Below are 25,653 nucleotides of genomic sequence, written 5' to 3'. Positions count from 1 at the left end.
ACCCCCGCCGGTATTTGGGAAGAGAAGAAGATCATGCCGGCTCCAGGCTGGCCTTCGCTTCGTCGAGAAGGCGTTTGGCCTCGGAGCCTTGCAGTTTCGCAATATCGTCCTGGTATTTCAGGATGGCGCCCAGCGTGTCTGCAATAACCTCGGGGCTGAGATTGATGACATCCAGCGCCAGCAGGCATTTCGCCCAGTCGATGGTTTCGGCAACACCGGGTTTCTTGAAGAGATCCTCTGTACGCAGTTTCTGGACGAAAGCCACGATTTCGCGGCTGAGCGCCCCAGAGGCTTCGGGCGCGCGGGCCTGCAGGATGTCGATCTCGCGGTCAAATCCGGGGTAGTCTACCCAGTGATAAAGGCAGCGGCGTTTGAGCGCGTCATGCACCTCGCGTGTGCGGTTGGAGGTGAGGATCACGATGGGCGGCTCGGGCGCCTTGATCGTGCCCAGTTCGGGGATCGTCACCTGGAAATCGCTGAGCGCTTCAAGAAGGAAGGCCTCGAACGGCTCATCGGTGCGGTCCAGCTCGTCAATCAGCAGAACGGGCGCGCCATTCGCATCCGGGCGCATGGCTTGCAGAAGCGGGCGTTCGATCAGGTAATCGGGGCCGAAGAGCTCGTCCTGCAGCATCTCGCGATCGGCGTTTCCGGCGGCCTCCGCCGTGCGGATCGCGACCATCTGGGCCGGGAAATTCCATTCATAGACCGCGCTTGAGGCGTCAAGCCCCTCGTAGCATTGCAGCCGGATCAGACGGCGGCCCAGAGCGGCCGACAGGGCCTTTGCAATCTCGGTCTTGCCGACACCGGCCTCGCCCTCCAGGAACAGGGGCCGGCCCAGCTTTAGCGACAAAAACACCACCGTCGCCAGCGCGCGCCCGCAGACATAGTTCTGATCCGCCAGCATCTCTTGCACCGCGTCGATGGATTGTGGCTGCGCCATGGTCATCCTCCCTGCCTGATGCACAAAAGGGCATGGGTGACGCGCGGCGTCAAGCGGGGCGCAGGGCAGCGACCCGGTCATGCGCATTGACGCATGGGTGGTGAAATGGCATGAATCCGTTAAGAAAAAAGCGGTATCTGCCATGGACAAGGCAGGAAAAGAGCAGGCAATCCAATGACCGGCATCCCCGGACAGGGCGAGGCGTTTTGATGCGCATAACCGCCGTGACATGTGTGAAAAACGAGGGTCCGTTCCTGCTGGAGTGGATCGCGTTTCAACGCCTGCTGGGCGTCACGGATTTCCTGTTTTATTCAAATGATTGTACAGACGCCACGGACAGGCTGCTGGATGCGCTGGCGCAGGACGGGTGGCTGACCCACCTGCCCAACCCGGCAGAGGGGCGCAATTACCAGATGGAGGCATTGAAGGACGCAGCCGCCCAGCCCGTGGTGAGCGAGGCCGACTGGGTCTGGATCGCCGATGTAGACGAATTTCTGAACATCCATGTGGGCGATCACACGATCCCCGCGCTGATCGAGGCTTGCGGCGATCCGCAGGCCATTTCGGTGACGTTTCAGTTTTTCGCCAATGGCGGTATCTCCGATTACGTCGATGCGCCGGTAATCCGGCAGTTCACCTGGTGCCACAACCCGGACCTTTGGTGCGGAGAGACCGCAATCGAGGTCAAGTCACTGGTGCGCAAGGATTTTCCCTTGCAATACTACGGCGCGCATCGGCCGTTTTTCAAAAAGAAACTGCCGCCGCGCAAACGCCCCAGCTGGACCGATGGGTCAGGGCGCGACGTGCCGCACAGGTTCCTTGTGGCCGCCAATCCGCGCCGCATCCGCCGCTTTCCGGCGCGTGGCGCGCGGGACTTTGCGACGTTGAACCACTATGCGCTCAGATCTTTGGACAGCTATCTGGTGAAAAATGACCGGGGCGACGTGAACCGTGAACATCGCCATTTCGACGATACGTACTGGCGCGAACGCAACGATGCGGCCTGGGAAGATCTGTCGATCCAAAGATATTTGCCAAGGCTCGAGGCCGAGATTGCCGCGCTGAAGGCATTGCCCGGCGTGGCGGACCTGCATGAGGAAGCTGTGGCTTTGCACAAAGCCAAGCGCGACGCATTGATGGCGCAGCCCGCCTATGCAGAGATGTATGCGCAACTCAAAGCCGCCCCGCAGCTGCCCCCGCAGGAAGAGGCGCTGCTGGCCGAGCTGGGGATCGCGCCATGAGCCTGCGTCTGGTCAATCTGGGCCTGCCGAAATCGGGCACCTCGACCCTGGCGCGGGCGCTGCGGCGCGGATGCCTGTCCTGCGCCGATCACAAGATAACCCCACGCACAGATAAGATTGACAACTCTGAGACTTACGTGGGTGAGTTGATGTATCAGGGCCTTTATGATCTGGGCGATCCAGCGGCCTATCTTGAGGGGTTTGACAGCATTTCGGAGATGTCAGTGCTGAGAGAGGGCAAGTCGATCTGGCCGCAAACCGATTTTGCGATCATTGACGCCTTGCGCAGGCTGCATCCTGATCTTTTGTTCGTTGCCACAAAGCGCGATGCGTTCAAAATGTCCCAATCCATGCTGGCCTGGTCCAATCTGGGCGACAGGTTGGAGAAAACCGATATCCCTGGCCTGCCTGCGGGGTTTGGCGAAACCTCCAAAGCGCGCATGCAGTGGATTGAAGCCCATTATGCCCATCTGCGCGCGATTTTTGGCGATGATCCCCGCTTTCTTGAGCTGGACGTGGCCGCAGAGGATGCGCGCGGCCGCCTTGCCGCGCATCTGGGCATTGATCTGCCCTGGTGGGGACGGCGCAACTCCAATCCGCTGACGAAGGCTGTCTGATGCGGATCATGCTGCATATCGGCCCGGCGGAACTGGGCGCGGACCGGCTGCAGGCTGTGCTGGCCGAAAAGCGTGAGGGGCTGGAAAGCAAGGGCATTCTGTTTCCGCGCTGTGCCGGTGGCACCAATCATACGCGGCTGTTCATGGCCGTCACCGACCCCGATCACATCGACCCGCTGCGATACAATCGGGGGCTTATTGCGCCCGACAAGCAGGCTGCGCTGCGCGAAACGCTGTTGATCGAGTTGCAGCGCGACATTGACCGCGCGAAACCCGATATCCTGATCCTGTCGGCCAGCCAGTTGGGCGGGTCGCTGGCGCGGCGGAGTGAATTGGAGCGGCTGCGCGATCTGCTCACGCCCCTGTCGGACGATATCCGCATCATCGCCCATATTGACGAGCCCGCCCGCCTGCTGGCGCGCGTCTATGCCGCGCAGGTGATGGAGGGGCGCGCCTATCCTCTGGATCGGGAACTGGCGCTTGCTGAGTCCGCCGACTGGTGGCAGGGGGCGTTGGATCAGATGGGGCCCATCGACCCTCAAGCGGGCAATTTTCTGGAAACCCAGGCGCCGCCTTTCTGGCTGGATTTTCAAGCGCTTCAGGAGTTTTGGGAAGATGTCTTCGGCGCGGGCAGCCTGACATTTCGCGCTTATTATCCTAAGGTTTTTGCCAGCGAAGACGTGACAGAAGAGATCCGCGCGGGTTTCGGGATCGAGGTCAATATCGGCAAGGCGGCAGCGGCGCGCCTGCCTGATCAGCCCTCTGCCGCGTGGTTGTCGCGGGCGCGGCGGATGAATGCGCTGCTTTTGCAGGTCCTTGAGCCGCGCAAGCGCATCCTGCCCCGGTTGTTGTGGCGCAGTTTCCTTCAGGAGTTTTCGGTCCCCGGTGATCCGATTGATCCGGCCACACTTGGCGCGATATCGAAACGCTTCAAAACGGCCAATGCGGCGCTGGCCAAGGCACACGGCCTGCCCGCCGACCTGTTCAAAGCGCCACGCGCCAAAGCAGCGTGGAACGAGGCCGATCCAATGTATGGGTTCCGCGCCTCGCAATACCTTTTGGGGTTCATGTGGCGGATCAACAAGGCCACGAAGGAAGAACGGCAAGCACGGCGCGCGGCACTTGCCCAGGCTGCCGGCGCCGAGCCGGATACGACCGTGAAACCCATTTCAAACAACGGCTTGTCAGACGAAGCTAAGGCTGTGATGCCCCCCTTGGCCATGCAGAAGTTTCAATCGCTTCAGGGCTCCCCCTATGCGCCGCATAACCGCATTGGCGCCGTGAACGAGGAAGAGCTTGCCGCCGCCTTCACCCCCGCCCCGCAACGCCCCCTGACGGCCGGATCGACCGGCAATGTCATCGTCGGCTGCATGAAGAACGAAGCGCCATATATCGTGGAATGGATCGCCTATCACCGGGCGGTCGGGGTCGATAATTTCCTGATCTATACCAATGATTGTTCCGACGGGACGGAGGAGATCCTTCAGCGCCTTGACCAGATGGGCATCGTCCAGCACCGCAACAACGACAAGTGGAAGGGCAATTCCCCCCAGCAATACGCGCTGAACCAGGCAATGAAGGAACCCGTTGTTACCAATGCCGACTGGATCATCCATATCGACGTGGACGAGTTCATCAATGTCCGCACCGGCAATGGCACGCTTGAGGATTTCTTCGCCCGCGTGCCGGACGCCACCAATGTCGCGATGACCTGGCGGCTTTTTGGCCATAATGGGGTGACCGCATTGAAAGACGATCTGGTGATCGACCAATTCGACACCTGCGCGCCGAAATACTGCCCCAAGCCGCACACCGTCTGGGGCTTCAAGACGATGTTCAAAAATATCGGCGCCTATGGCAAGCTTAGCTGCCACCGCCCCAACAAGCTGGACGCGACCCGTGCCGATCGGGTGAAATGGGTCAATGGATCGGGCCAGGACATGACCCGCGAGGCCATCAAGAACGGCTGGCGCAGTTCGAAAAAATCCATTGGTTACGACCTGTTACAGCTCAATCATTATGCGCTTCGCTCGGCCGAAAGCTTCCTGATCAAACGCCAACGGGGCCGTGCGCTGCATGTGGACCGTTCGATCGGACTGAACTACTGGATCCGGATGGACTGGTCGAATTTCCGCGACATCACGATCAAGCGCAACATCCCGCGGGTGCGCGCCGAATATGACCGGCTGATGCAGGATGAGGCCTTGAAGACGCTCCATGATCAGGGTTTTGCCTGGCATCGCGCCAAGGCCGATGAGCTGCACGGCATCCCCGAATTTCAGGAGCTTTATACGCAGGCCCTCAAGGTCAAACTGACCGAGACAGAGCGCGTGGCCTATGCACTGGCGCTGGATATGGAGAGTTGACGATGCTGGAGATCGCCCAAAGCGTAAATCCGAAAAACCCCTATGTCATCAGCCGGGGCATGAAATTCCCAAAAGTGCCGGAAATCATGGGCGGACGGATCCGGGCCAGCCTGCGCGATGGCGGGTACGAGGCGAAAGAGGCCGAATGCGTGCTCAGAAACGTCAAACCCGATGACACCGTGATCGAACTGGGCGGCGGCATCGGCTTCATGTCCACGCTGGCCGCCACCAAATGCGGGGCAAAGGCCGTTCACACTTACGAGGGCAATCCCCGGCTGATCCCCTATATCCGCGCGGTGCATCTGGCCAATGACTGCACGCATGTGGAAATCAACAACGCCCTTCTGGGACCCCGCAAGGGAGAGGTGGATTTCTATATCCGCAAAAACATCCTGTCATCGTCCATGGAAGAGATGGAAGGCAATCCGCCCGTAGAAACCGCGCGGATCGAAGTGCGCAACGCCAAATCCGAATTCAAGCGCATCCAGCCCAGCGTGCTGATCTGCGATATCGAAGGGGCAGAGGCGCATCTGATCCCGCAACTGCCACTGGACGGCCTGCGATGCGCCATCCTTGAACTGCATCCGCAATGGATCGGTCCAGAGGGCGTCAACGCTGTCTTTCAGGCCTTCATCAATGCGGGGCTGGCCTATTACCCGCGCTTTTCCAACAAGAAGGTGGTTTGTTTCCGCCGGGATTGGCACGTCACGTGAAGGCGCTGGCGGTTCTCACCCTGCGCAATGAAGGTGCGTATCTGCTGGAATGGCTGGCCCATCACCGGGTCAGCGGCTTTACGGATTTCCTTGTCTTTTCAAATGATTGCCAGGATGGCACCGATGTGATGCTGGACCGGCTGGAGGAGATGGGCTGGCTGACCCATATCCGCAATGACGGGCCCTATGACCAGCGCGGCATCCAGTTCACCGCGCTGAAGATGGCGCAGAAGCTGGATGTGGTGAAACAGGCGGACTGGATCCTGCCGCTGGATATCGACGAGTTCGTGAATATCCACGTGGGCGACCGCACCCTGCCCGCCCTGCTGGACGCCCTGCCCGAGGCGACGGCCATCACCCTGACCTGGCGGCTTTTCGGCAATGCCGATCAGGTGCGATTTACCGACCGGCCCGTGACCGATACGTTCATCAAGGCCGCCCCGCTTGATATGCCCTGGCCGTGGCGCTCGGCCATGTTCAAGACGCTTTACCGCAATGACGGCACCTATCGGAAACTGGGCGTCCACCGCCCCCGCGACCCAGATGAGGCACGGCTGAACACCGCCCGGTGGTTCGATGGCGAAGGGCGCGAGCTGGACGAGCAGTTCAAAACCCGCCGCATCTTCTCGAATTACGGGCAATCCAACCATGCGCTGGTGCAACTGAACCACTATGCCCTTGGATCGATGGAGAATTTCGTCCTGAAAGCCGATCGCGGGCGCGCTGTGCATTCCGATCACATGCTGGATGTCGACTATTGGGTGGAACGGAATTTCAACACCGACACCGACACCACCATCCAGGCCATGGCCCCGCGCAGCCACCCGGTCATGAACAGCCTGAAGGCCGATGCGCAGCTGGGTCGGCTTCACGACGCGGCCGTCACCTGGCGGAAGCAGCGTTTTGAGGAATTGCTGCTGGACGAACCCTTCCGCGCCCTGTTTGCCCGGCTGATGATGACGCCCCCCTCGCGGCCCATTGCGCCTGCCACCGCGCGGCTTCTCATGCGTTTTGCAAATCAGGGCCGCGCCCGCGACTAGCTGAGCAAATGGGCACCAAAGGGACCTGAGATTTTCTCAATTTCGCCTCAAAACCTGATTAGTCCGATCTCAAACGACCGGGCCGTCCAAAGGCCCGGCGCATTGAGGACGATCGCATGCAGGACGTGCCGAATATCATGGATCAATCCCTCGCCGGGCTGGAGAAAGGCCCGTGGAAAGAGGCATTGGCCCGCGTCGCCGAAGAATGCGGCATGTTCCAGCCCTTGGGCGATCGTCATTTCGCGACCTTCGTTGAAGAGAAAAATACCCTCCTCGTCACATTCGAGACGGTCGACGGCATCCGCACCCTGTCGGAAAACGCGCAGCCCTTGGGTTTTGACCTGATCCGCGCGCTTGGCTGGTCGCATTTATGCGTGATCTCGGATGGCGATACATGGTTCCGCGATCCGATGATCTATGGGTTTTTTGACCGGCTGATCGATGACGGTTTCTTCGAAGGCTTCGACAATGTCGTCTTCTATGGCGCGGGTCCCTGCGGCTATGCGGCCGCCGCCTTTTCCGTCGCGGCCCCCGGATCAACCGTGATCGCGATCCAGCCCCAGGCCACGCTTGACCCGCGCATGACCGAATGGGACGACCGCTTTATCGAGATGCGCCGCATCTCCTTCACCGATCGCTATGGTTATGCGCCCGACATGCTGGATGCGGCGGCGCAGGCCTATGTGCTGTACGATCCCTACCAGCAGCTTGACGCAATGCATGCCGCCCTCTTCCGGCGCAAGAATGTCACCCGGCTGCGCCTGCCGCTTATGGGCGGCGCTCTGCAGACCAGCCTGATTCAGATGCAGATCATCTATCGCCTGATCGCACAGGCCGGTCAGGGCAAACTGACCGAGCACAGCTTTTACAAGATGTATCGCGCGCGACGCGACAACCGGGCCTATCTGCGCAACATCATGGGCCATCTCAACACCACCAATCGCGACGAGCTGAACATGATCTTGTGCAAACATGTACTGTCTCGCATGGCCGCCCCGCGGTTCCGCCATCGTCTGAACCAACTGGAAAACAACGCCGCTGCCCGGGCCGAAAGGCAAAAGGACGACAGCGAATAGGCCACGCGCCATCTTCCCCCCTCACCGCTCCTGTGCTAGCGGGGGCGCATGTCCACGACCCTCACGCTTCGCCGCCCCGACGACTGGCACCTGCATCTGCGCGATGGCGCAATGCTGAAAGGTGTTCTGCCAGAAACCGCCCGCCATTTTGCGCGTGCGATCATCATGCCCAATCTGGTGCCCCCGGTGGTCAAAAGCAGCGATGCAGCCGCATACCGCGACCGGATCATGGCCGCCCTGCCCGACGGCATGAGCTTCGAGCCGCTGATGACGCTCTATCTGACCGAAGACACCGATGCCGATGACGTGGCCGCCGCCCATGCCAGCGGTCTGGTGAAGGCGGTGAAACTCTACCCCGCAGGTGCCACGACAAACTCTGCCTCCGGCGTGCGCGATTTCGACAAGGTGCGTGGGGTGCTGGAACGGATGGCCGAGATTGGCCTGCCCCTTTGCGTCCATGGCGAAGTCACCGACAACGATATCGACATCTTCGACCGCGAAGCCGTCTTCATCGACCGCGTGCTGGACCCGATCCGGCGCAAAACACCGGGCCTGCGTGTGGTCATGGAACATATAACCACGCAAGACGGGGTGGAATACGCGGCCTCCGGCGGCGATGATCTGGGCGCGACGATCACCACCCACCATCTGGTCATCAACCGCAATGACATTCTGGTGGGCGGCATCAAGCCCCATTACTACTGCCTGCCGGTCGCCAAACGCGAGGAACACCGCCTTGCCCTGCGCAAGGCGGCCACCTCGGGCGATCCTACCTATTTCCTGGGCACCGACAGTGCGCCCCATGTGGATGCGCTGAAAGAACATGCCTGCGGTTGCGCGGGCTGCTTTACCGCCACCAACACGCTCTCGATCCTGGCCGAGGTGTTCGAGCAGGAAGACGCCCTGGGCAGGCTTGAGGCCTTCACCTCTCTCAATGGGCCCCGTTTCTATGGCCTGCCGGTGAACGAAGACACCATCACCCTCACCAAGGGCGATCCCGTCACCTATCCGGAAAAGCTCGACACTGGCGATGGCCCCGTGACCGTCTTCGACCCCAAAATGCCGCTGCATTGGCGCGTGACCTGATCTTCTTCTCTTTCCAAATACGGCACACTGCCATTTGCCCCAAGAAAGACCTCGCAAAATGATCCCCACCTCGTACCCCACTGCCGAAGAAATCGCCCGCCTCACCGCCCGGATGCTGCTGGAAATCGAAGCGGTGCACCTGAACGCGGATGAGCCGTTCACGCTGGCCTCCGGCCTGCCAAGCCCGACCTATATCGACTGCCGCAAGCTGATCTCCTTCCCGCGTATCCGGTCGACCCTGATGGATTTCCTGACCGTCACCGTGATGCGCAACGCAGGCTTTGAGGCCTTTGACAATGTCGCGGGCGGGGAAACCGCGGGCATCCCATTCGGTGCGCTGGTGGCCGAACGGATGGGCCTGCCGATGACCTATGTGCGCAAGAAACCCAAAGGCTATGGCCGCAATGCGCGTATCGAAGGCGTGATGACGGAAGGCCAACGCGTGCTTCTGGTCGAGGATCTGACCACAGATGGTGGATCGAAACTGTCCTTCGTGGACGCGATCCGCGAAACGGGGGCCACTTGCGCCCATACGGCCGTGATCTTCTATTACGGCATCTTCCCCGATACCGAGGCGAAATTGGGCGCCCACGGCGTCACGCTCCACCACCTCTGCACCTGGTGGGACGTGCTGGAGGCCGCGAAAGAATCAGGCGCCTTCACCGACACCACCCTGACCGAGGTCGAAGCCTTCCTGAACGCGCCCCGCGCCTGGCAGGATGCCCATAAAAAAGGCTGAAGCCGGAAAATCCGCGTCAATCCGGTTTGACAGGCTGGTTATGGCCTGCCACGATATCTGGGTATTGGCGGCATGGCGATGGCCAGATGATGTGGGACAGAGAGTCACCCACACTCTATCCACAGAAACATACAATTTGCCTTGAACCCATCCGCCGCGTTACCAGCCAGCCTCAGGGAGATGTCGGGGGGCATAGATGAACGAGATCGCGAATATCGATGCAGCACGGCTTCAGGCCGAGGGGGAAGCCGAAAGTCTGCCCCACTCGATCGAGGCCGAACAGCAGCTGCTGGGCGCGATTCTCACCAACAACGACATCTATGATCGCGTGGCCTCGATCATCGGGCCGCAGCATTTCTATGACCCGCTTCACGCCCGCATCTACGAGATCGCGGCCAATCGCATCGCCAAGAATGCGCTGGCCTCTCCGGTCACGTTGAAGGCCTTTCTGGAAGACGACGAGGGACTGAAAGAAGTGGGCGGGCCAGCCTATCTGGCCCGCCTTGCCGGAGCGGCCATCAGCGCCTTTGCGGTGCGTGATTACGCGCAGATGATCTATGACTTCGCCATTCGGCGGGAGCTGATCAATCTGGGCCAGGACATCGCCGACCGCGCCAAGCGGGTCGATATCAGTTCCGAACCCAAGGAACAGATCGTCGAGGCCGAACAGAAGCTTTACAAACTGTCCGAACAGGGTCAGACAGAAAGCGGGTTTCAAAGCTTTCTCAAGGCCGTAACGGACGCTGTTAATGTTGCCAACGCCGCCTATCAACGCGAAGGCGGCCTGGCGGGGATCTCCACCGGCCTGATCGATATGGACAAGAAACTGGGCGGTTTGCATCGCTCGGACCTTCTGATCCTTGCGGGGCGTCCATCGATGGGGAAAACCTCGCTTGCCACCAATATCGCCTTCAACATCGCCAAGGCCTATAAACGGGGGCTGACCCCGGACGGCTCCGAAGGGGCTGTGGATGGCGGTGTCGTGGGATTTTATTCGCTTGAGATGAGTGCCGAGCAGCTCGCCGCGCGGATCCTGTCAGAAGCATCCGAAGTGCCATCCGAACAGATCCGTCGCGGCGATATGACCGAGGCCGAATTCCGCCGTTTCGTCGAAGCGGCCAAGGCCCTGGAAGCCTGCCCGCTTTACATCGATGACACGCCCGCGCTGCCCATCAGCCAGTTGGCGGCCCGTGCCCGCAGGTTGAAGCGCACCCACGGGTTGGACGTTTTGATCGTCGATTATCTTCAGCTGGTCCGCCCGGCCTCGGCCAAGGACAGTCGGGTGAACGAGGTGTCCGAGATCACCCAGGGCCTGAAAGCCATCGCCAAGGAGCTGGATATCCCAGTGATCGCGCTTTCCCAGCTTTCGCGCCAGGTGGAAAGCCGCGAGGACAAGCGCCCGCAGCTGTCGGATCTGCGGGAATCGGGCTCGATCGAACAGGATGCGGATGTGGTGATGTTCGTCTTCCGCGAGGAGTATTATGCGGAACGCGAGAAACCCTCTGACGACCGGCTGGAGGAAATGGCCGCCTGGCAGGAACGGATGGAACGCCTCCATGGCAAAGCCGAAGTTATCATTGGCAAGCAGCGCCACGGCCCCATCGGTACGGTGGAGCTGAGTTTCGAGGGCCGCTTTACGCGCTTCGGCAATCTTATCAAACCCTGGCAGCAGGGCGAAGATCAGGGTTTCTAATCCCCCCATTCCTGCGCCGTTGCGCCTTCGGCACGCGGTGAATTTGGGTATTTTTGGCCAGAAAGAAGCAGCACATTGCAAAGTGTCACCGCCTGACCCGGTTGTGAATGGACAGCGCTGCATCGTCCCGCCAATCTGTGTGCATGCGCTGGATTGTTCTGTTTTGTCTTCTTCCCCTTGCCGCCATGGCACAGGAGCGCACCGAAGTGGATGTGGAGCTGTTTCTGGCCGTGGATCTGTCCCGCTCCATGACGCCCTACGAGATCGAGATCCAGCGCCGCGGTTATGCCGAGGCCCTGGAAAGCGCCGAGGTCTGGGTGGCGATCAATGGCGGGCTGATCGGGCGGATTGCCGTGACTTACGTGGAATGGGCCGGAGAATATGCCCAGCGTGTGGTCGTGCCCTGGACGTTGATCGACAGCGTCGAAGATGCGCGCGAGGTTGCCGATATCATCGCGACCGGGCCGGGCGACGGGATGCGGCGCACGTCGATCTCGGGCGCGCTGCTTTATGCCACCGACAGCATCGAGGCCAACAGCTTCGACGGGTTGCGCCGGGTGATTGACGTGTCGGGTGACGGGCCCAACAATCAGGGCCGCCCGGTCACACGCGCGCGCGATGCGGCGCTGGAAAAAGGTATTATCATCAATGGCCTGCCCCTGATGACCCGGGACGAAATGAGCCGCGTCTGGGATCTTCCCGATCTGGACGAATATTACCGCCGCTGCGTGATCGGCGGGCCGGGGGCCTTCGTGATCCCTGTCCTGGACTGGTCGCAATTCGCCGACGCCGTCAAACGCAAGCTTGTGCTGGAGATCTCGGGGATGCCGGCCCGCGTGATCCCCGTCCAGATGCGCGTTGAGCCGCCCTATGATTGTCTGGTCGGTGAAAAACTGTGGGAAAAGAACCGTCCGCTTTTCGACCTGCCGTAACCGGTCCGCTTTCGCTTGACCTTGGCCGCGGGGCACCGCATGAACCCGCCATGGGTGCAGCAAAGCTCACGATAGATCTTTCGGCTCTGGCGGCCAATTGGCAGGCGTTGGATGCGGCCACGCAGGTGGAAACCGGTGCCGTGGTCAAGGCCGATGGCTATGGCCTGGGCGCCGGCACGGTTGCGCGCACTTTGGCGCGCGCGGGCGCGCGACGCTTTTTCGTGGCCGTGGCCGAGGAAGGCGCTGCTGTGCGCGCCGCCCTTGGTCCGGGCCCCGAGATCAGCGTCTTTTCCGGCCATATGGCGGGCGACACCGATATCCTGCGCGCCCATAACCTGACCCCCATGCTGAATTCCGTCGATCAGATGCTGCGCCATGTGGAAAGCCTGCCCGGCCATCCGTTCGGCATCCAGCTGGACAGCGGCATGAACCGGCTGGGGATGGAGCCGGCCGAATGGGTCGCCCTGCGCGACATCGCGCTTGAGCAATCGCCCGTGCTGATCATGTCCCATCTGGCCTGCGCGGATGAACCCGATCACCCGATGAATGCCCAGCAACTCAGGACCTTCCGCGAGATGACCGATGGCGTGGACGCCCCCCGGTCGCTGGCAGCCACGGGCGGTATCCTTATGGGTGCGGCCTATCATTTCGACCTGACGCGCCCCGGCATCGGGCTTTATGGCGGCCTGCCTTTCGAAGATGCCCAGGCCGTGGTCAAGCTGGAGGCCCCGGTGATCCAAGTGCGTGAGGTCGAACCAGGGGAGACCGTGGGCTATGCCAACAGCTGGACCGCCCAGCGCCCCAGCCGGATCGCCACGGTTTCCGCAGGCTATGCCGATGGGCTGATCCGCGCCATGGGGCCGCGCGCCATGGCCTATTGCGGCACCAAACCCTGCGCGGTGGTGGGGCGCGTGTCGATGGACCTGATCACGGTCGATGTCACCGATCTGGACGAGGTGCCAGACGCGCTGACCCTTCTGAACGACCAGCAAACCGTGGACGACCTGGCCGATGCGGCGGGCACGATTGGCTATGAAATCCTGACCTCGCTGGGGCAACGCTACAAGCGGGTCGTGCTGGGATGATCCTTCTGTCCCCCCTTGGCGCGCTGGGGCGTCTCACGCTGGATATCCTGTCGGCTGTCGGCCGGGTGGCGATCTTTGCCGCGCTGACCCTGCGCCATATCCTGACGCCTCCGTTCTATCCGCGCGAGATCGCCCATGCCCTGCTGCAGATCGGCTGGCTGTCCCTGCCGGTTGTGGGTCTGACCGCGATTTTCACAGGCGGCGCGCTGGCGCTGCAGATCTATGCGGGCGGCGCGCGGTTCAATGCCGAAGCGGTGGTGCCGCAGATCGTGGCCATCGGCATGGTGCGCGAACTGGGGCCTGTTCTGGTGGGCCTGATGATTGCCGCGCGTGTAACCTCGTCGATCGCGGCCGAGATTGCCACGATGAAGGTCACCGAACAGATCGACGCGCTGGTGACCCTGTCCACGCATCCGATGAAATACCTCACCGCGCCGCGGGTGCTCGCCGCGCTGATCACGGTGCCCTTGCTGGTGGGTGTAGGCGATGTCATCGGGATTTTCGGAGGCTATGCGGTGGCCACGCAGAACCTTGGCTTCAACCCGGCCACCTATCTGAAGAACACTGTCGACTTTCTTGAAATGCGCGACATCGTCTCCTCCCTCGTCAAGGGCTGCGTCTTTGGCGGAATTGCCGCACTCATGGGGTGTTATTACGGGATGAATTCGGGCCGGGGCGCGCAAGGCGTGGGCCGGGCCACCAAAGGCTCGGTCGAGGCGGCGGCGGTCCTGATCCTGGCCGCGAACTTCCTGCTCACGGGGGTGTTTTTCTCGGTATGATCCGGCTTGAGAACGTCCATAAGGCCTTTGGCGAGAACCGCGTGCTGCGCGGTCTGACCCTTGAGGTGCCCAAAGGTACGTCCATGGTGATCATTGGCGGATCGGGCACAGGCAAATCCGTGGCGCTGAAATGCGTGCTGGGTCTGATCGCGCCGGATCAGGGCAAGATCTTCGTGGATGGGCAGGACGCCACCACGGGCGACCGCGATGCATTCCTGGCCCGCTTCGGAATGCTGTTTCAGGGCGGCGCGCTGTTCGACAGCCTGCCCGTCTGGCAGAATGTGGCCTTCCGGCTGCTGCGCGGATCGCTCAAGCGCCCCGCAGCGGAGGCGCGCGAGATCGCCATCGAAAAGCTGCGCCGCGTGGGGCTGAAGCCCGATGTGGCCGACCGGTTCCCGGCAGAGCTGTCGGGCGGCATGCAGAAACGCGTGGGCCTTGCCCGCGCCATCGCGGCCGAACCTGAAATTATTTTTTTCGACGAACCCACCACGGGGCTTGATCCGATCATGGCGGGGGTCATCAATGATCTGATCCGCGAAATCGTAGTGGAAATGGGGGCGACCGCCATGACCATCACCCATGACATGACCTCGGTGCGCGCGATTGCGGACAATGTCGCCATGTTGCACGATGGTGTGATCCAATGGACCGGCCCCGTGAAAGAGATGGACCACTCCAATGATCCCTATCTGGATCAATTCATCCATGGCCGCGCGGAAGGGCCGATTGAGGCGGTGCGCTGACGTGAGGCTCCGGAAAACGGTGTTTTCCGGCCCATTTTCTGTGTCAGAAAATGGGCTCCCGCGATGATCCGTGCGCTGACCCTCTCGCTTCTGATCCTGTATCCCATCGCATGGTTCGCCCCTCTGATGCGCGCGGGGCTTTTGCCGCTCTTTGGGCTGGAAGAGATTTCGGTCATCACCGGGCTTCAGGCGCTCTGGCAATCGGATGTGATCCTTGCACTGATCGTCACGGTCTTCGCGCTTTTTGCGCCCTATCTCAAAACCCTGGGACTGGTGCTTGTGCAATGGGATCTGGCCTCCCCCCGGCTGACGCCTGCGCTTGATATTCTGGGAAAGCTGGCCATGGCCGATGTCTTCCTGATCGCGCTTTACATCACCGTCGTCAAAGGCATCGGCGTAGGCCGGATCGAGGTTGCCTGGGGCCTCTATCTGTTCACCGCCTGCATTCTTCTGGGGCTTGTGCTTGGCATGTTCACCGCACGGCAAAAAGTGGATTGATCCTATTTTGGAAACAATAAGTCACTCTGGGCCAGATTGATACCACATCGGAAATACCCGACCCCGGCCCGATTTTTCTTTTGTGAAATATGCACATAGCGGCGTAAGCTCTTCCCTGAGGCGTCTATTTCGACGTCCTGGGGGACTTTATTATGAGTGATACGTTTCGTTCGATCTGGGCTGTCGCCCTTTATCTGTTGCAGCGCCTGTCCATTGCCATCATCGCGGTCACGGCCCTCTCATTGGCCGGCTATTCCATCGCCTGCGCCATCGGGGCCGCGCCCTGGCTGACGCTGGATGTGCAGTTCGGGTCCTACCGGTTGGATCAGGCTGGCATCTATGTGCAGCTGGCGCTGACCCTGTTTGCCGCGACTTTGTTGTTTTACCTGCCCAGCCACGCGCGGATGATGGCGCTGGAAACCTCGCACCGGTCTTTTCACATGAACATGCGCGATGTGGCCCGTGCCTATGCCGCGGCGCACAAGGCCGATCGCGAAGGGGTGTTCACCCTGTCCTCCGAGTTTGACTCCATCCTCGATCGCATCGCCTTTCTGCGCGCGCATCCCGATCTGGACGATCTTGAACCCGAAATCATGGAGCTGGCGGCGCAGATGAGCCATGTCAGCCGCGAATTGGCCCGCACCTATTCAGACAGCAACGTCAACCGCGCCCGCGACTTCCTGATCCAGCGACAGGAAGACATCGCCGAGTTCGAAGACCGCGTGCGGCTGGCCAAATCCGTGGCCGACGAGCTGACGCGCTGGCGCACCCGGGTCGAGCTGGAAGAAAGCGTCGCTCAATCGCAACTGGATCAACTGCGCCGCGATCTGGCCGAGATCCTGCTGGAACTGGCCCCGGAACCCGTTGCGGTGGCCGTGACCAAGCCGGCCCCGCGCCCGGGCCCGGCCGACATCAATGACGAACCCGACCTCTATGCCGAGGACGACCGGATCGTGGCCCTTCTGGCCCGGCGCGCGGGCGCGTGATCTGAGGTCAGTCTTGCTGGGGGCTCTGCCCCCGGCCCTGCGGGCCTCCCCCGCCGGTATTTGGAAAGAGAAGAAGACAGGCGCGCGCGCCATGCCCACGGTCGAGGGGGCTTGTTGACCCCGGGGCGTTGGGGCATGAAGCGGTATGGCGAAATCCAAGACATTTACCTGTTCCGCTTGCGCAGCGTCCTTTACGAAATGGTCGGGCCGCTGCGAGAATTGCGGAGAGTGGAACACCATCGCAGAAGAAGCGCCGCTTTCGGCTGGTCCTGCCTCGAAATCGCTAGGCGGCAAGCGGGGCACGGCCTTGCAGCTTTCGGATCTTGCGACCGCTGAAACGCCACCGCCCCGAACCGTGTCGGGGTTGGGAGAACTGGACCGCGTTCTGGGCGGCGGTCTGGTGCCGGCCTCCGCCATTTTGGTCGGTGGTGACCCGGGCATCGGGAAATCCACTTTGCTGCTGCAGGCTGCCGCGCGTTTCGCGCAGGCGGGGCTCAAAACCGTCTATATCTCGGGCGAGGAGGCCTCCGCCCAGGTGCGCATGCGCGCTCAAAGGCTGGGGCTGTCGGACGCGCCGGTGCAACTGGCCACGGAAACCAATCTGCGCGACATCCTCACCACTCTGGAGGCCGAACGCCCGCAATTGGCCATCATCGATTCGATCCAGACCATGTGGGCCGACAATGTCGACAGCGCGCCGGGATCTGTCAGCCAGGTGCGCGCGGCGGCGCATGAGCTGACCTCTTTCGCCAAAAGGCGCGGCACCTCGGTGATCCTTGTTGGCCATGTCACAAAGGAAGGCCAGATCGCGGGCCCCCGCGTTGTCGAACATATGGTTGACACGGTGCTGTATTTCGAAGGCGAACGCGGGCATCAGTTCCGCATCCTGCGCAGCGTGAAAAACCGCTTTGGCCCAGCTGATGAGATCGGCGTGTTCGAGATGACGGGACGCGGGCTCGATGAGGTGACGAACCCCTCAGCCCTGTTTTTGTCCGAACGCGGCGAACCCAGCCCCGGATCGGTCGTGTTCGCAGGCATCGAAGGCACGCGCCCCGTTCTGGTGGAGCTGCAGGCCCTTGTGGCCCCCACCCCGCATTCCCAGCCCCGCCGCACCGTCGTGGGATGGGATGGCGGGCGTCTGGCGATGATCCTTGCCGTGCTTGAGGCGCGCTGCGGCATCCCCTTCGCGGGCCTTGACGTTTATCTGAACGTGGCAGGTGGGCTTAAGATCTCTGAACCGGCCGCCGATCTGGCCGTGGCGGCCGCCTTGCTTTCTGCGCGAGAAGACGCCGCCCTGCCTGCCGATACCGTGGTTTTCGGCGAAATCAGCCTGTCGGGCGCATTACGTCCCGCCCCCCAGACCGAAAACAGGTTGAAAGAGGCGCAAAAACTTGGTTTTTCAGGAGCCATCGCGCCCGCGGGGGGCAAGATGGGCTCGGATCAGGGTCTCAGGCTTACCCGCCCCGCCGATCTGACAAGCTTTGTCGGTGAGGTGTTCGGAGCCGGCTGACGATCAACATAAGCGAGAGGCGAGCACGCGACATGGAAGGCTTTACCATCATCGACGGCATTGTGGCCGTGATCATCGTTCTGTCGGCGCTTCTGGCCTATTCGCGCGGGCTTGTACGCGAAACGCTGGCCATCGCGGGCTGGATTGCCGCCGCGATCCTGGGTTTCATCTTCGCCCCGCAGCTTGAACCGCTGGTCAAGGAAATCCCGGTCATCGGCGATTTCATCTCCGACAGCTGCGAATTGGGCATGATCACCGCCTTTGCCGCCGTTTTTGCCGTGGCGCTGATCGTGGTCAGCCTGTTCACACCGCTTTTCGCCTCTGTCGTGCAGCGCTCGGCCTTGGGGGGGCTGGATCAGGGTCTGGGTTTCCTCTTTGGCGTGGTGCGGGGCATCCTTTTGGTTGCCATCGCCTTTTTCGTCTATGACGTGGTCATTACAGGCCAAAGTTTCACCATGGTGGATGAAAGCCGCTCGGCCGTGGTGTTCGACCAGTTGTCCGCACAGATCGAAGACCAGGATCCGCAAGCGGCCCTTGGCTGGATCACCGGTCAGTACGAGGCTTTGGTGGGCGCTTGCGGGCAGTGATGCGGCCTGCGCAGTGCGGTCCTGCAACAGGGCGCATCTGCCGCGCCCTTGAAATGTGATCGTTTCGTGACATGTCTGACGTGACCTTTTAATCAGGGGGTATCCCCCTTCCCCGGATTCGGAGCTGCCCCTTGTCCGATACGATCTTTCCCGCCCACCCCTTCGATACAGACGCCTTCCTTCCGGATGTCGCGGATGAAGACAAACTGAAGGAAGAATGCGGTATCTTCGGCGTTGTCGGCGTCAAGGATGCGGCCAATTTCGTGGCGCTGGGTCTGCATGCCCTGCAGCATCGCGGTCAGGAAGCCGGCGGCATCGTCTCGCATGACCCGGAGGCCGGCTTCAACTCGGCCCGCCGTTTTGGCTATGTGCGCGACAACTTCACCTCGCAATCGGTGATGGAAACCCTGCCCGGCCCGCTGGCCATCGGGCATGTGCGCTACTCCACCGCCGGATCGAAAGGTCAGACCGCGATCCGCGATGTGCAGCCATTCTTTGGCGAGTTTTCCATGGGTGGCGCGGCCATTGCCCATAATGGCAACATCACCAATGCGAACGCGCTGAGGCGCGAGCTGATCGAACGCGGGTCGATTTTCCAGTCGTCCTCGGACAGCGAATGCATCATCCACCTGATGGCGCGGTCGATGGGCCGGTCTATCCCCGACCGGATGGAAGATGCGCTGAAAAAGGTCGAAGGCGCGTTTTCGGTTGTCGCCATGACCCGCACCAAGCTGATCGGCGTGCGCGATCCTTTGGGCGTGCGGCCGCTGGTGCTGGGCCAGGTGGGCGATGGCTGGGTGCTGAGTTCGGAAACCTGCGCACTCGACATCATCGGCGCCAAATTCGTGCGCGAGATCGAACCGGGCGAGATGGTCGTGATCAACGACAAGGGCGTGGAAAGCCATTTCCCCTTCCGCCGCGCCAAATCGCGCTTCTGCATTTTCGAACATGTCTATTTCTCGCGCCCCGATTCGATCATCGGCGGGCGGTCGGTTTATGAAACCCGCGAGGCGATCGGCATGGAACTGGCCAAGGAAGCCCCGGTCGAGGCCGATCTGGTCTGCCCGGTGCCCGATTCTGGCACCCCTGCCGCCATCGGTTATGCGCGCCAGTCGGGTATCCCCTACGGCATGGGCATCATCCGCAACCAATATGTCGGGCGCACCTTTATCGAGCCCACCGAACAGATCCGTAACATGGGTGTCCGGCTGAAGCTGAACGTGAACCGTGCGCTGATCGACGGCAAACGGGTCATTCTGGTGGACGACTCGGTCGTGCGTGGCACCACCTCGCGCAAGATCAAGGAAATGATCCTCGATGCCGGTGCGGCAGAGGTGCATTTCCGCATCGCATCGCCCCCCACCGCCTGGCCCTGTTTCTATGGTGTGGACACGCCGCAGCGCGAAAAGCTCCTTGCTGCCACGATGAGCGAAGAGGAAATGCGCGATCATCTGGCCGTGGATAGCCTGAAATTCATCTCGCTGGACGGTCTTTATCGCGCCGTGGGCCAATCGCAGGGTCGTAACCCGGACGCGCCGCAATATTGCGATGCCTGTTTCTCGGGCGAGTATCCGGTGAAACCGGCCGATATGATCGAGCAGGGTTTTGAGTTGAAAGCCGCCGAATAGGCGCATGTCCGCGCTTGTCGCTCTCACGCCGCATCTTGCGGATTACAAGGCGTCTCTTGACGGCGACATGATCACCTGGGCCTGCCCGAGCCCCGAAATCACGATCCGCTTTCCCATTCCCCCTTGGAGCACATCCGCAGATCTGGATGAAACCAGCGGCATTTTTCCCCCGCCCAGCGTCCACGACAACGCGATACACATCACCTGGATCGAAAACCCGCAGCAGGTCAGGTCGCGTTTTGCGATCTTTCCACGCGACAACGATCCCAATGATTACCACAGCAAATATGAGGTCGAGGTCATCCACCCCTTTGCCAGGAACGCATTTGACCCTGGTGACAAAACCGACCCGTTTGTGACCACGCAAAACAGCCGCCTCAGAACGCTTCTGCGCTCGGACGATCGCACGCTGCGCATCGAACTGCACCCCGGATCGCAGGACAAGCCCATCCCGGCCCCGCGCATCTATGTCATCTGCTCCATCCGCCGCGGCGACACCACCGCAATACTCAGGTTGGATCATCGCTGCGGGGTCTTCGATGCCGATGACGCCAGCGCCTGGCCCGTCTCTGAAGACACGCTGAGCACATGGGCGCGGCACATGAACCGTTTGGATTTCCTGCCAGACTAGGCCTCCCGCGATCACATTTTCATCGGTCTGCAAGGACGCGCCGGGCGCAGGCAAAGCCTTGCCGATGACCTCACGGCGCGCATCCCATGCGCCCTTTCCTTCGCCGGAATGGCGTGATACCGCCCGTCGCTGCAACGCAGAAAATTCATAGTGATCCCCATGGCTGAAGACCCGACCAATCCCAAAGTGCAAAGTCTCGCAACAAAAGACGGAGCGCTCGACACTCACAACCTGTCGCTTATCGGCACGATGGGCACCGAAGCTTTGCCGCGCGCCCTCGTGCGGTTCCCCAATGGCCGCATCGAAAAGGTCACCGTGGGCGACTCCCTGCGCGGCAACCGCATCGACGCGATCGAACCCGAACGCCTGTTGATGAGCCGCAATGGCCGCCAGAGCATACTGCAAATGCCGCAGGGCTAGGGGCTTGACCCGGCCCAGCGCTCGGGCCATGACCTGCACCCATGACTGACAAAACCGCATTGATCATCGGCGCCTCGCGCGGCCTGGGCGCTGCCATGGCCGAAGCCTTGGCCGACACCCATCATATTATCGCCGTCGCCCGCACCACAGGCGCGCTTGAGGAACTGGATGACCGGATCCAGGCCAAGGGCGGTTCGGCCACTCTGGCACCGATGGATATCACCAACACCGACGCTATGGCGACGCTGTGCCGGGGCATCCATGACCGCTGGGGGCGTCTTGATCTTTGGGTACATGCGGCGATCCATGCCGCCCCTCTGAGCCCGGCCAACCATATCGACGCGAAGGACTGGAAAAAATCCGTCGACATCAACGCCAATGCGGTTTCGGTCCTAATCCCCTTCATCGCGCCGCTTCTGGGCGATACGGGTCAGGCCGTGTTCTTTGACGACGCCACCGCCCGCGGCGGTCAGTTCTACGGAGCCTACGGTGCCACCAAGGCGGCCCAGATCTCGCTGGCCCAAAGCTGGGCGGCGGAAACGCAACGCACCGGCCCCAAGGTTCACATCCTGGAGCCAAAGCCCATGCCGACCGCCACGCGCGCAAGGTTCTTCCCGGGCGAGGCGCGTGACACTCTCACTCTGGCGGATCAGGAAGCGCAGCGGCTGTTGTCTTTGCTTTAACCCAACGTCTGATGCTTGGCGCAGGCTGCGCGGGGTATTTGGGGCCAGAAAGAAGCAGCAGCCGGGTTGCTGTGCTGCAATGCTTGCCCTGCCATGGCTGCCCGTCTATCAAAGCCAAAACGGTTGGGGGCAGGCTATGCGGATCCTGGTGACAAATGACGACGGCATCAATGCGCCGGGGCTTGCGGTGCTGGAAGAGATTGCGCGCAACATCGCTGGCCCCGAGGGAGAGGTCTGGGTCGTCGCCCCCGCCTTCGAACAATCGGGCGTGGCCCACTGCATCAGCTATACCCACCCGATGATGATCGCCCAGATGGGCGAACGCCGCTGGGCCGCTGAAGGCTCCCCCGCCGATTGCGTGCTGGCCGCCATCCATGATGTGATGACAGATGCGCCGCCCGACCTGATCCTGTCGGGTGTGAACCGGGGCAATAACTCCGCCGAAAACGCGCTGTACTCCGGCACGCTGGGCGGCGCGATGGAAGGGGCGCTGCAGGGCTTCACCGCCATCGCCATGTCGCAATATTATGGGCCGGCCGTAGCAAACCTGCCCGATCCCTTCGGCGCCTCCCGAAGGCACGGCGCTGACGTGATCCGCAAGATCCTGAACGCCGACATGCCCAGATCCGACGATTACCGTCTGTTCTACAACGTGAATTTCCCCCCCGTCCCGCCTGAGGATGTCAAAGGCATCAGGGTCGCCCCCCAGGGCTTCCGCCGCGACATGGGCTTTGGCGTGCAACCTGTGACCGCGCCCTCGGGCCGCCGGTTCCTCTGGGTCACAGGCGCGCCGCAGCAACAACCCACCCATCCCGGCACAGATGCGGCGGTAAACCTTGAGGGCTATATCTCGGTCACGCCGATGCGGGCCGATCTGACCGATCATTCGGTTCTGGACGCGCTGAAAGTCATCGAATGAGCGGACCTTCGCCTGAGACCAAAATGCAGTTTCTCTATGCGCTGCGGTCCAAAGGCGTGACCGACGCGCGCGTTCTCTCGGCCATGGAAGAGATCGACCGAGGCCCTTTTATCCGCGGCCTCTTTGCCGAACGCGCCTATGAGGACATGCCGCTGCCGATCAATTGCGGCCAGACGATTTCCCAGCCCTCTGTCGTGGGTCTGATGACGCAAGCCCTGCAAATCAGCCCGCGAGACAAGGTTTTGGAGGTGGGCACAGGCTCGGGCTATCAGGCCGCGATCCTTTCGAAATTGGCGCGCCGCGTCTATACGATCGACCGCCACCGCCGTCTCGTACACGAGGCGCGCGAAATTTTCGAGGCGCTGGATCTGACCAATGTGACCGCCGTGACGGGCGACGGATCCTTCGGTTTGCCCGAGCAGGCCCCCTTTGACCGCATCATCGTGACCGCCGCCGCCGAAGACCCTCCAGGCCCGCTCTTGGCGCAGTTGAAAATCGGGGGTATCATGGTGGTGCCGGTGGGCCAGTCGGATGCGGTGCAAACGCTGATCCGCGTGCGCAAGTCCGAAGACGGGCTTGAATATGACGAGCTTCGCCCGGTGCGGTTCGTGCCCCTTCTCGAAGGGCTCAGCCGCGAGAATTGAGTAGATGTGAACGCAAATCCCCGGAGAACATGGGGAAAGCCTGAGGATATCGAGATGCCCCTGCCCAAACGGTCTGCGGCCCTGACGGCAGCCTGCCTTGCGCTGGCGGGCTGTACCGAACCCCTGGATTTCGACCTGCGCGGCAATGTGGGCGCGTTTTCCACCGCCCAGGCGGTGCAGAACGTGACCGCCAATCGCCCGGCACCGGATGCGCGCGGCATCATTTCCTATCCCAATTACCAGGTGGCCGTCGCGCGCAGGGGCGATACGGTTACCAGCGTGGCCCGCCGCATCGGCAGTGACCCGGCGACCCTGGCACGGTTCAACGGGCTTGCGCCGGATGTGCCGCTGCGCGACGGGGAAATCCTTGCCCTGCCTGGCCGCGTGGCCGAACCCGCCCCCGGCACGCCGGGCGCGATCGACATCACCACGCTGGCCGGCAACGCCATCGACAGCAGCCCCAGCACGCCGCGTGTGACCACAACCACTCTGGAAAGCCCCGCGCCGCGATCCGACACACCGGGCGAACCCATCCGCCACAAGGTTGCACGCGGGGAAACCGCCTTTTCCATCGCACGGCTTTACCAGGTGCCGGTGCGCGCCCTGGCCGAATGGAACGGGCTGGGCCCCGATTTCGCCATCCGCGAAGGGCAATACCTGTTGATCCCCGTGGCCAATGCCGCCGCCCCGCCAGTGCGCACGGCAGCGGCCAGCAGCGGCGTGACGGCGCCTGGCCAGGGTTCGCCCACACCGACCCCGCCCAGCGCCTCAACGCCGCTTCCGCGCGAAACGGTGGCCCCGGTGGCGACGGCCCGGAAACCCGCGCCGGTCAGTGTGGGCACGCCCACCCGCAGCAGCAACGCGGCCATGGCCATGCCGGTGGACGGGAAGATCATCCGTGACTATGCCCCCGGCCGCAACGACGGCATCGACATCGCCGCCGCCGCCGGCGCGCCGGTGAAAGCTGCCGCCGATGGCACCGTGGCCGCCATCACCTCCAGCGCCGACCAGGTGCCCATCGTGGTCGTCCGCCATCCCGACAATGTTCTGACCGTCTATGCCAATGTGGATGCGATCCGCGTCAAGAAGGGCGACACTGTCAAACGCGGACAGCAGATTGCCAAGCTGCGCGGGGGCGACGATGCCTATGTGCATTTCGAAGTGCGCGAGGGCTTCGATTCTGTCGATCCGACACCGTATCTGAATTAGACCGGGGTTTGGGGGCGCTGCCCCCGTCCCTGCGGGACTCCCCCGCCGGTATTTGGAAAGAGAAGAAGAGCCGGTTCAGCTGACCGACACACCGTGCCGCCCGGCCAGATCGACAAAGAACTGCCAGGCGACCCGGCCCGACCGTGCCCCGCGCGTGGCCTGCCATTCGATCGCATCGGCACGCAGACTTTCCGGATCCACCTTGACGCCATAGGCCGCGCAATATCCGTCGATCATCGACAGAAACTCGTCCTGCGAACAGGGGTGGAATCCCAGCCACAGCCCGAAACGGTCGGAGAGCGAGACCTTCTCTTCCACCGCCTCGGACGGGTTGATGCCAGACTGGCGCTCATTCTCGATCATGTCGCGCGGCATCAGGTGGCGTCGGTTCGATGTGGCATAGAAGACCACGTTGTCGGGCCGCCCTTCGATCCCGCCATCCAGAACGGCTTTGAGGCTTTTGTAATGCTGGTCGTCATGGGAAAAGGACAGATCATCGCAGAAAAGCACAAAGCGATAGGGCGCACCGCGCAACAGGTTCAGCAGACGCGCCACCGATGGCAGGTCTTCGCGTTGCAACTCGACGATCTTGAGATCCGGAAAATCCGCATGAAGCACGCCATGCACCGCCTTGACAAGGCTGGATTTTCCCATGCCCCGCGCGCCCCACAATAGGGCGTTGTTCGCACCATATCCTTGCGCAAACCGCCGGGTGTTTTCCAACAGAGTGTCGCGGGAGCGATCCACCCCGACCAAAAGCGACAGATCCACCCGGTTGACCTTGTTCACCGGGCTCAGCCGATCCGGGTCCACATGCCAGACAAAGGCCGAGGCGCCCGCGAAATCCAGGGCCTCCAGCGGCGCGGGAGACATCCGCTCCAGCGCCGC

General features: G+C 61.9%; 26 protein-coding genes. 24 read left to right on the top strand and 2 right to left on the bottom strand.

What is annotated here, in order from left to right; all coding sequences use genetic code 11:
- Nucleotides 1-31: 31 nt before the first annotated feature.
- A complete protein-coding gene (locus TR61_RS13115) occupies nt 32-940 on the bottom strand; it encodes an AAA family ATPase (RefSeq protein WP_050930536.1) in 909 nt (302 codons plus the stop codon).
- Nucleotides 941-1,149: 209 nt separating this feature from the next.
- Here TR61_RS13115 and TR61_RS13110 point away from each other — a divergent pair, with 209 nt between their 5' ends.
- The 24 genes from TR61_RS13110 (at nt 1,150) to TR61_RS12995 (ending at nt 24,765) form a co-directional block, all read left to right on the top strand.
- Nucleotides 1,150-2,181: a glycosyltransferase family 2 protein gene (locus tag TR61_RS13110; RefSeq protein ID WP_050930531.1), complete on the top strand. Its 1,032-nt coding sequence runs from the start codon at nt 1,150-1,152 to the stop codon at nt 2,179-2,181.
- Nucleotides 2,178-2,798 carry a sulfotransferase family protein gene (locus TR61_RS13105; protein WP_050930530.1) on the top strand — a complete coding sequence of 207 codons (621 nt, stop codon included), beginning with the start codon at nt 2,178-2,180 and terminating at the stop codon, nt 2,796-2,798. Before TR61_RS13110 ends, TR61_RS13105 begins: the two co-directional genes overlap by 4 nt.
- Entirely contained in the window at nt 2,798-5,164 is a 2,367-nt protein-coding gene (locus TR61_RS13100; protein WP_050930529.1) for a glycosyltransferase family 2 protein, read from the top strand. Before TR61_RS13105 ends, TR61_RS13100 begins: the two co-directional genes overlap by 1 nt.
- 2 nt (nt 5,165-5,166) lie before the next feature.
- A complete protein-coding gene (locus TR61_RS13095; RefSeq protein ID WP_050930528.1) occupies nt 5,167-5,877 on the top strand; it encodes an FkbM family methyltransferase in 711 nt (236 codons plus the stop codon).
- The gene (locus TR61_RS13090) at nt 5,874-6,917 is read left to right on the top strand and encodes a glycosyltransferase family 2 protein (RefSeq protein WP_050930527.1); all 1,044 of its coding nucleotides are present in this window, start codon (nt 5,874-5,876) and stop codon (nt 6,915-6,917) included. Before TR61_RS13095 ends, TR61_RS13090 begins: the two co-directional genes overlap by 4 nt.
- Before the next feature lie 116 nt (nt 6,918-7,033).
- Entirely contained in the window at nt 7,034-7,993 is a 960-nt protein-coding gene (locus tag TR61_RS13085) for a hypothetical protein (RefSeq protein WP_050930526.1), read from the top strand.
- A 48-nt stretch (nt 7,994-8,041) separates the two neighbouring features.
- Nucleotides 8,042-9,079 (top strand): dihydroorotase, encoded by a 1,038-nt coding sequence (gene pyrC, locus TR61_RS13080; protein ID WP_050930525.1) that lies wholly within the window; start codon nt 8,042-8,044, stop codon nt 9,077-9,079.
- 58 nt (nt 9,080-9,137) lie between these two features.
- Nucleotides 9,138-9,818 (top strand): orotate phosphoribosyltransferase, encoded by a 681-nt coding sequence (locus tag TR61_RS13075; protein ID WP_050930524.1) that lies wholly within the window; start codon nt 9,138-9,140, stop codon nt 9,816-9,818.
- A 196-nt stretch (nt 9,819-10,014) separates the two neighbouring features.
- On the top strand, nt 10,015-11,511 hold the full coding sequence (locus TR61_RS13070) for a replicative DNA helicase (protein WP_050930523.1): 1,497 nt from the start codon (nt 10,015-10,017) through the stop codon (nt 11,509-11,511).
- A gap of 143 nt (nt 11,512-11,654) precedes the next feature.
- Nucleotides 11,655-12,443 carry a DUF1194 domain-containing protein gene (locus TR61_RS13065; protein WP_050930535.1) on the top strand — a complete coding sequence of 263 codons (789 nt, stop codon included), beginning with the start codon at nt 11,655-11,657 and terminating at the stop codon, nt 12,441-12,443.
- Nucleotides 12,444-12,493: 50 nt separating this feature from the next.
- Nucleotides 12,494-13,528, top strand: coding sequence for an alanine racemase (gene alr / locus TR61_RS13060; protein WP_050930522.1), 1,035 nt, complete (start codon nt 12,494-12,496; stop codon nt 13,526-13,528).
- Nucleotides 13,525-14,307 (top strand): MlaE family ABC transporter permease, encoded by a 783-nt coding sequence (locus tag TR61_RS13055; RefSeq protein ID WP_050930521.1) that lies wholly within the window; start codon nt 13,525-13,527, stop codon nt 14,305-14,307. Before alr ends, TR61_RS13055 begins: the two co-directional genes overlap by 4 nt.
- Nucleotides 14,304-15,050 (top strand): ABC transporter ATP-binding protein, encoded by a 747-nt coding sequence (locus TR61_RS13050; RefSeq protein ID WP_050930520.1) that lies wholly within the window; start codon nt 14,304-14,306, stop codon nt 15,048-15,050. The genes TR61_RS13055 and TR61_RS13050 overlap by 4 nt, the downstream gene beginning before the upstream one ends.
- A 63-nt stretch (nt 15,051-15,113) precedes the next feature.
- The gene (locus tag TR61_RS13045) at nt 15,114-15,548 is read left to right on the top strand and encodes a paraquat-inducible protein A (protein ID WP_050930519.1); all 435 of its coding nucleotides are present in this window, start codon (nt 15,114-15,116) and stop codon (nt 15,546-15,548) included.
- A gap of 152 nt (nt 15,549-15,700) precedes the next feature.
- Nucleotides 15,701-16,534: a hypothetical protein gene (locus TR61_RS13040; protein WP_050930518.1), complete on the top strand. Its 834-nt coding sequence runs from the start codon at nt 15,701-15,703 to the stop codon at nt 16,532-16,534.
- A gap of 145 nt (nt 16,535-16,679) precedes the next feature.
- Nucleotides 16,680-18,044, top strand: a complete 1,365-nt coding sequence (gene radA, locus TR61_RS13035) for a DNA repair protein RadA (RefSeq protein ID WP_050930517.1) — start codon at nt 16,680-16,682, stop codon at nt 18,042-18,044.
- A 32-nt stretch (nt 18,045-18,076) separates the two neighbouring features.
- Nucleotides 18,077-18,631, top strand: a complete 555-nt coding sequence (locus TR61_RS13030) for a CvpA family protein (RefSeq protein WP_050930516.1) — start codon at nt 18,077-18,079, stop codon at nt 18,629-18,631.
- A gap of 143 nt (nt 18,632-18,774) precedes the next feature.
- Nucleotides 18,775-20,259 carry an amidophosphoribosyltransferase gene (gene purF, locus TR61_RS13025; protein WP_050930534.1) on the top strand — a complete coding sequence of 495 codons (1,485 nt, stop codon included), beginning with the start codon at nt 18,775-18,777 and terminating at the stop codon, nt 20,257-20,259.
- A 4-nt stretch (nt 20,260-20,263) separates the two neighbouring features.
- Nucleotides 20,264-20,890 (top strand): hypothetical protein, encoded by a 627-nt coding sequence (locus tag TR61_RS13020; protein WP_050930515.1) that lies wholly within the window; start codon nt 20,264-20,266, stop codon nt 20,888-20,890.
- Nucleotides 20,891-21,049: 159 nt separating this feature from the next.
- A complete protein-coding gene (locus tag TR61_RS13015) occupies nt 21,050-21,310 on the top strand; it encodes a hypothetical protein (protein WP_050930514.1) in 261 nt (86 codons plus the stop codon).
- A 41-nt stretch (nt 21,311-21,351) separates the two neighbouring features.
- Nucleotides 21,352-21,993, top strand: a complete 642-nt coding sequence (locus TR61_RS13010) for an SDR family NAD(P)-dependent oxidoreductase (RefSeq protein WP_050930513.1) — start codon at nt 21,352-21,354, stop codon at nt 21,991-21,993.
- 136 nt (nt 21,994-22,129) lie between these two features.
- Nucleotides 22,130-22,912 (top strand): 5'/3'-nucleotidase SurE, encoded by a 783-nt coding sequence (gene surE, locus TR61_RS13005; protein ID WP_050930533.1) that lies wholly within the window; start codon nt 22,130-22,132, stop codon nt 22,910-22,912.
- Entirely contained in the window at nt 22,909-23,556 is a 648-nt protein-coding gene (locus TR61_RS13000; RefSeq protein WP_050930512.1) for a protein-L-isoaspartate(D-aspartate) O-methyltransferase, read from the top strand. The genes surE and TR61_RS13000 overlap by 4 nt, the downstream gene beginning before the upstream one ends.
- Nucleotides 23,557-23,610: 54 nt before the next feature.
- Nucleotides 23,611-24,765 carry a peptidoglycan DD-metalloendopeptidase family protein gene (locus TR61_RS12995; protein WP_050930511.1) on the top strand — a complete coding sequence of 385 codons (1,155 nt, stop codon included), beginning with the start codon at nt 23,611-23,613 and terminating at the stop codon, nt 24,763-24,765.
- Nucleotides 24,766-24,840: 75 nt separating this feature from the next.
- Here the strand turns inward: TR61_RS12995 and TR61_RS12990 are convergent, their stop codons facing one another.
- On the bottom strand, nt 24,841-25,638 hold the full coding sequence (locus tag TR61_RS12990) for an ATP-binding protein (protein ID WP_157440911.1): 798 nt from the start codon (nt 25,636-25,638) through the stop codon (nt 24,841-24,843).
- Nucleotides 25,639-25,653: the final 15 nt, after the last annotated feature.

Source organism: Aestuariivita boseongensis (genome assembly GCF_001262635.1).
GTDB classification, from domain to species: Bacteria; Pseudomonadota; Alphaproteobacteria; order Rhodobacterales; family Rhodobacteraceae; genus Aestuariivita; species Aestuariivita boseongensis.
This window is presented reverse-complemented; position numbering and strand designations above follow the sequence as displayed.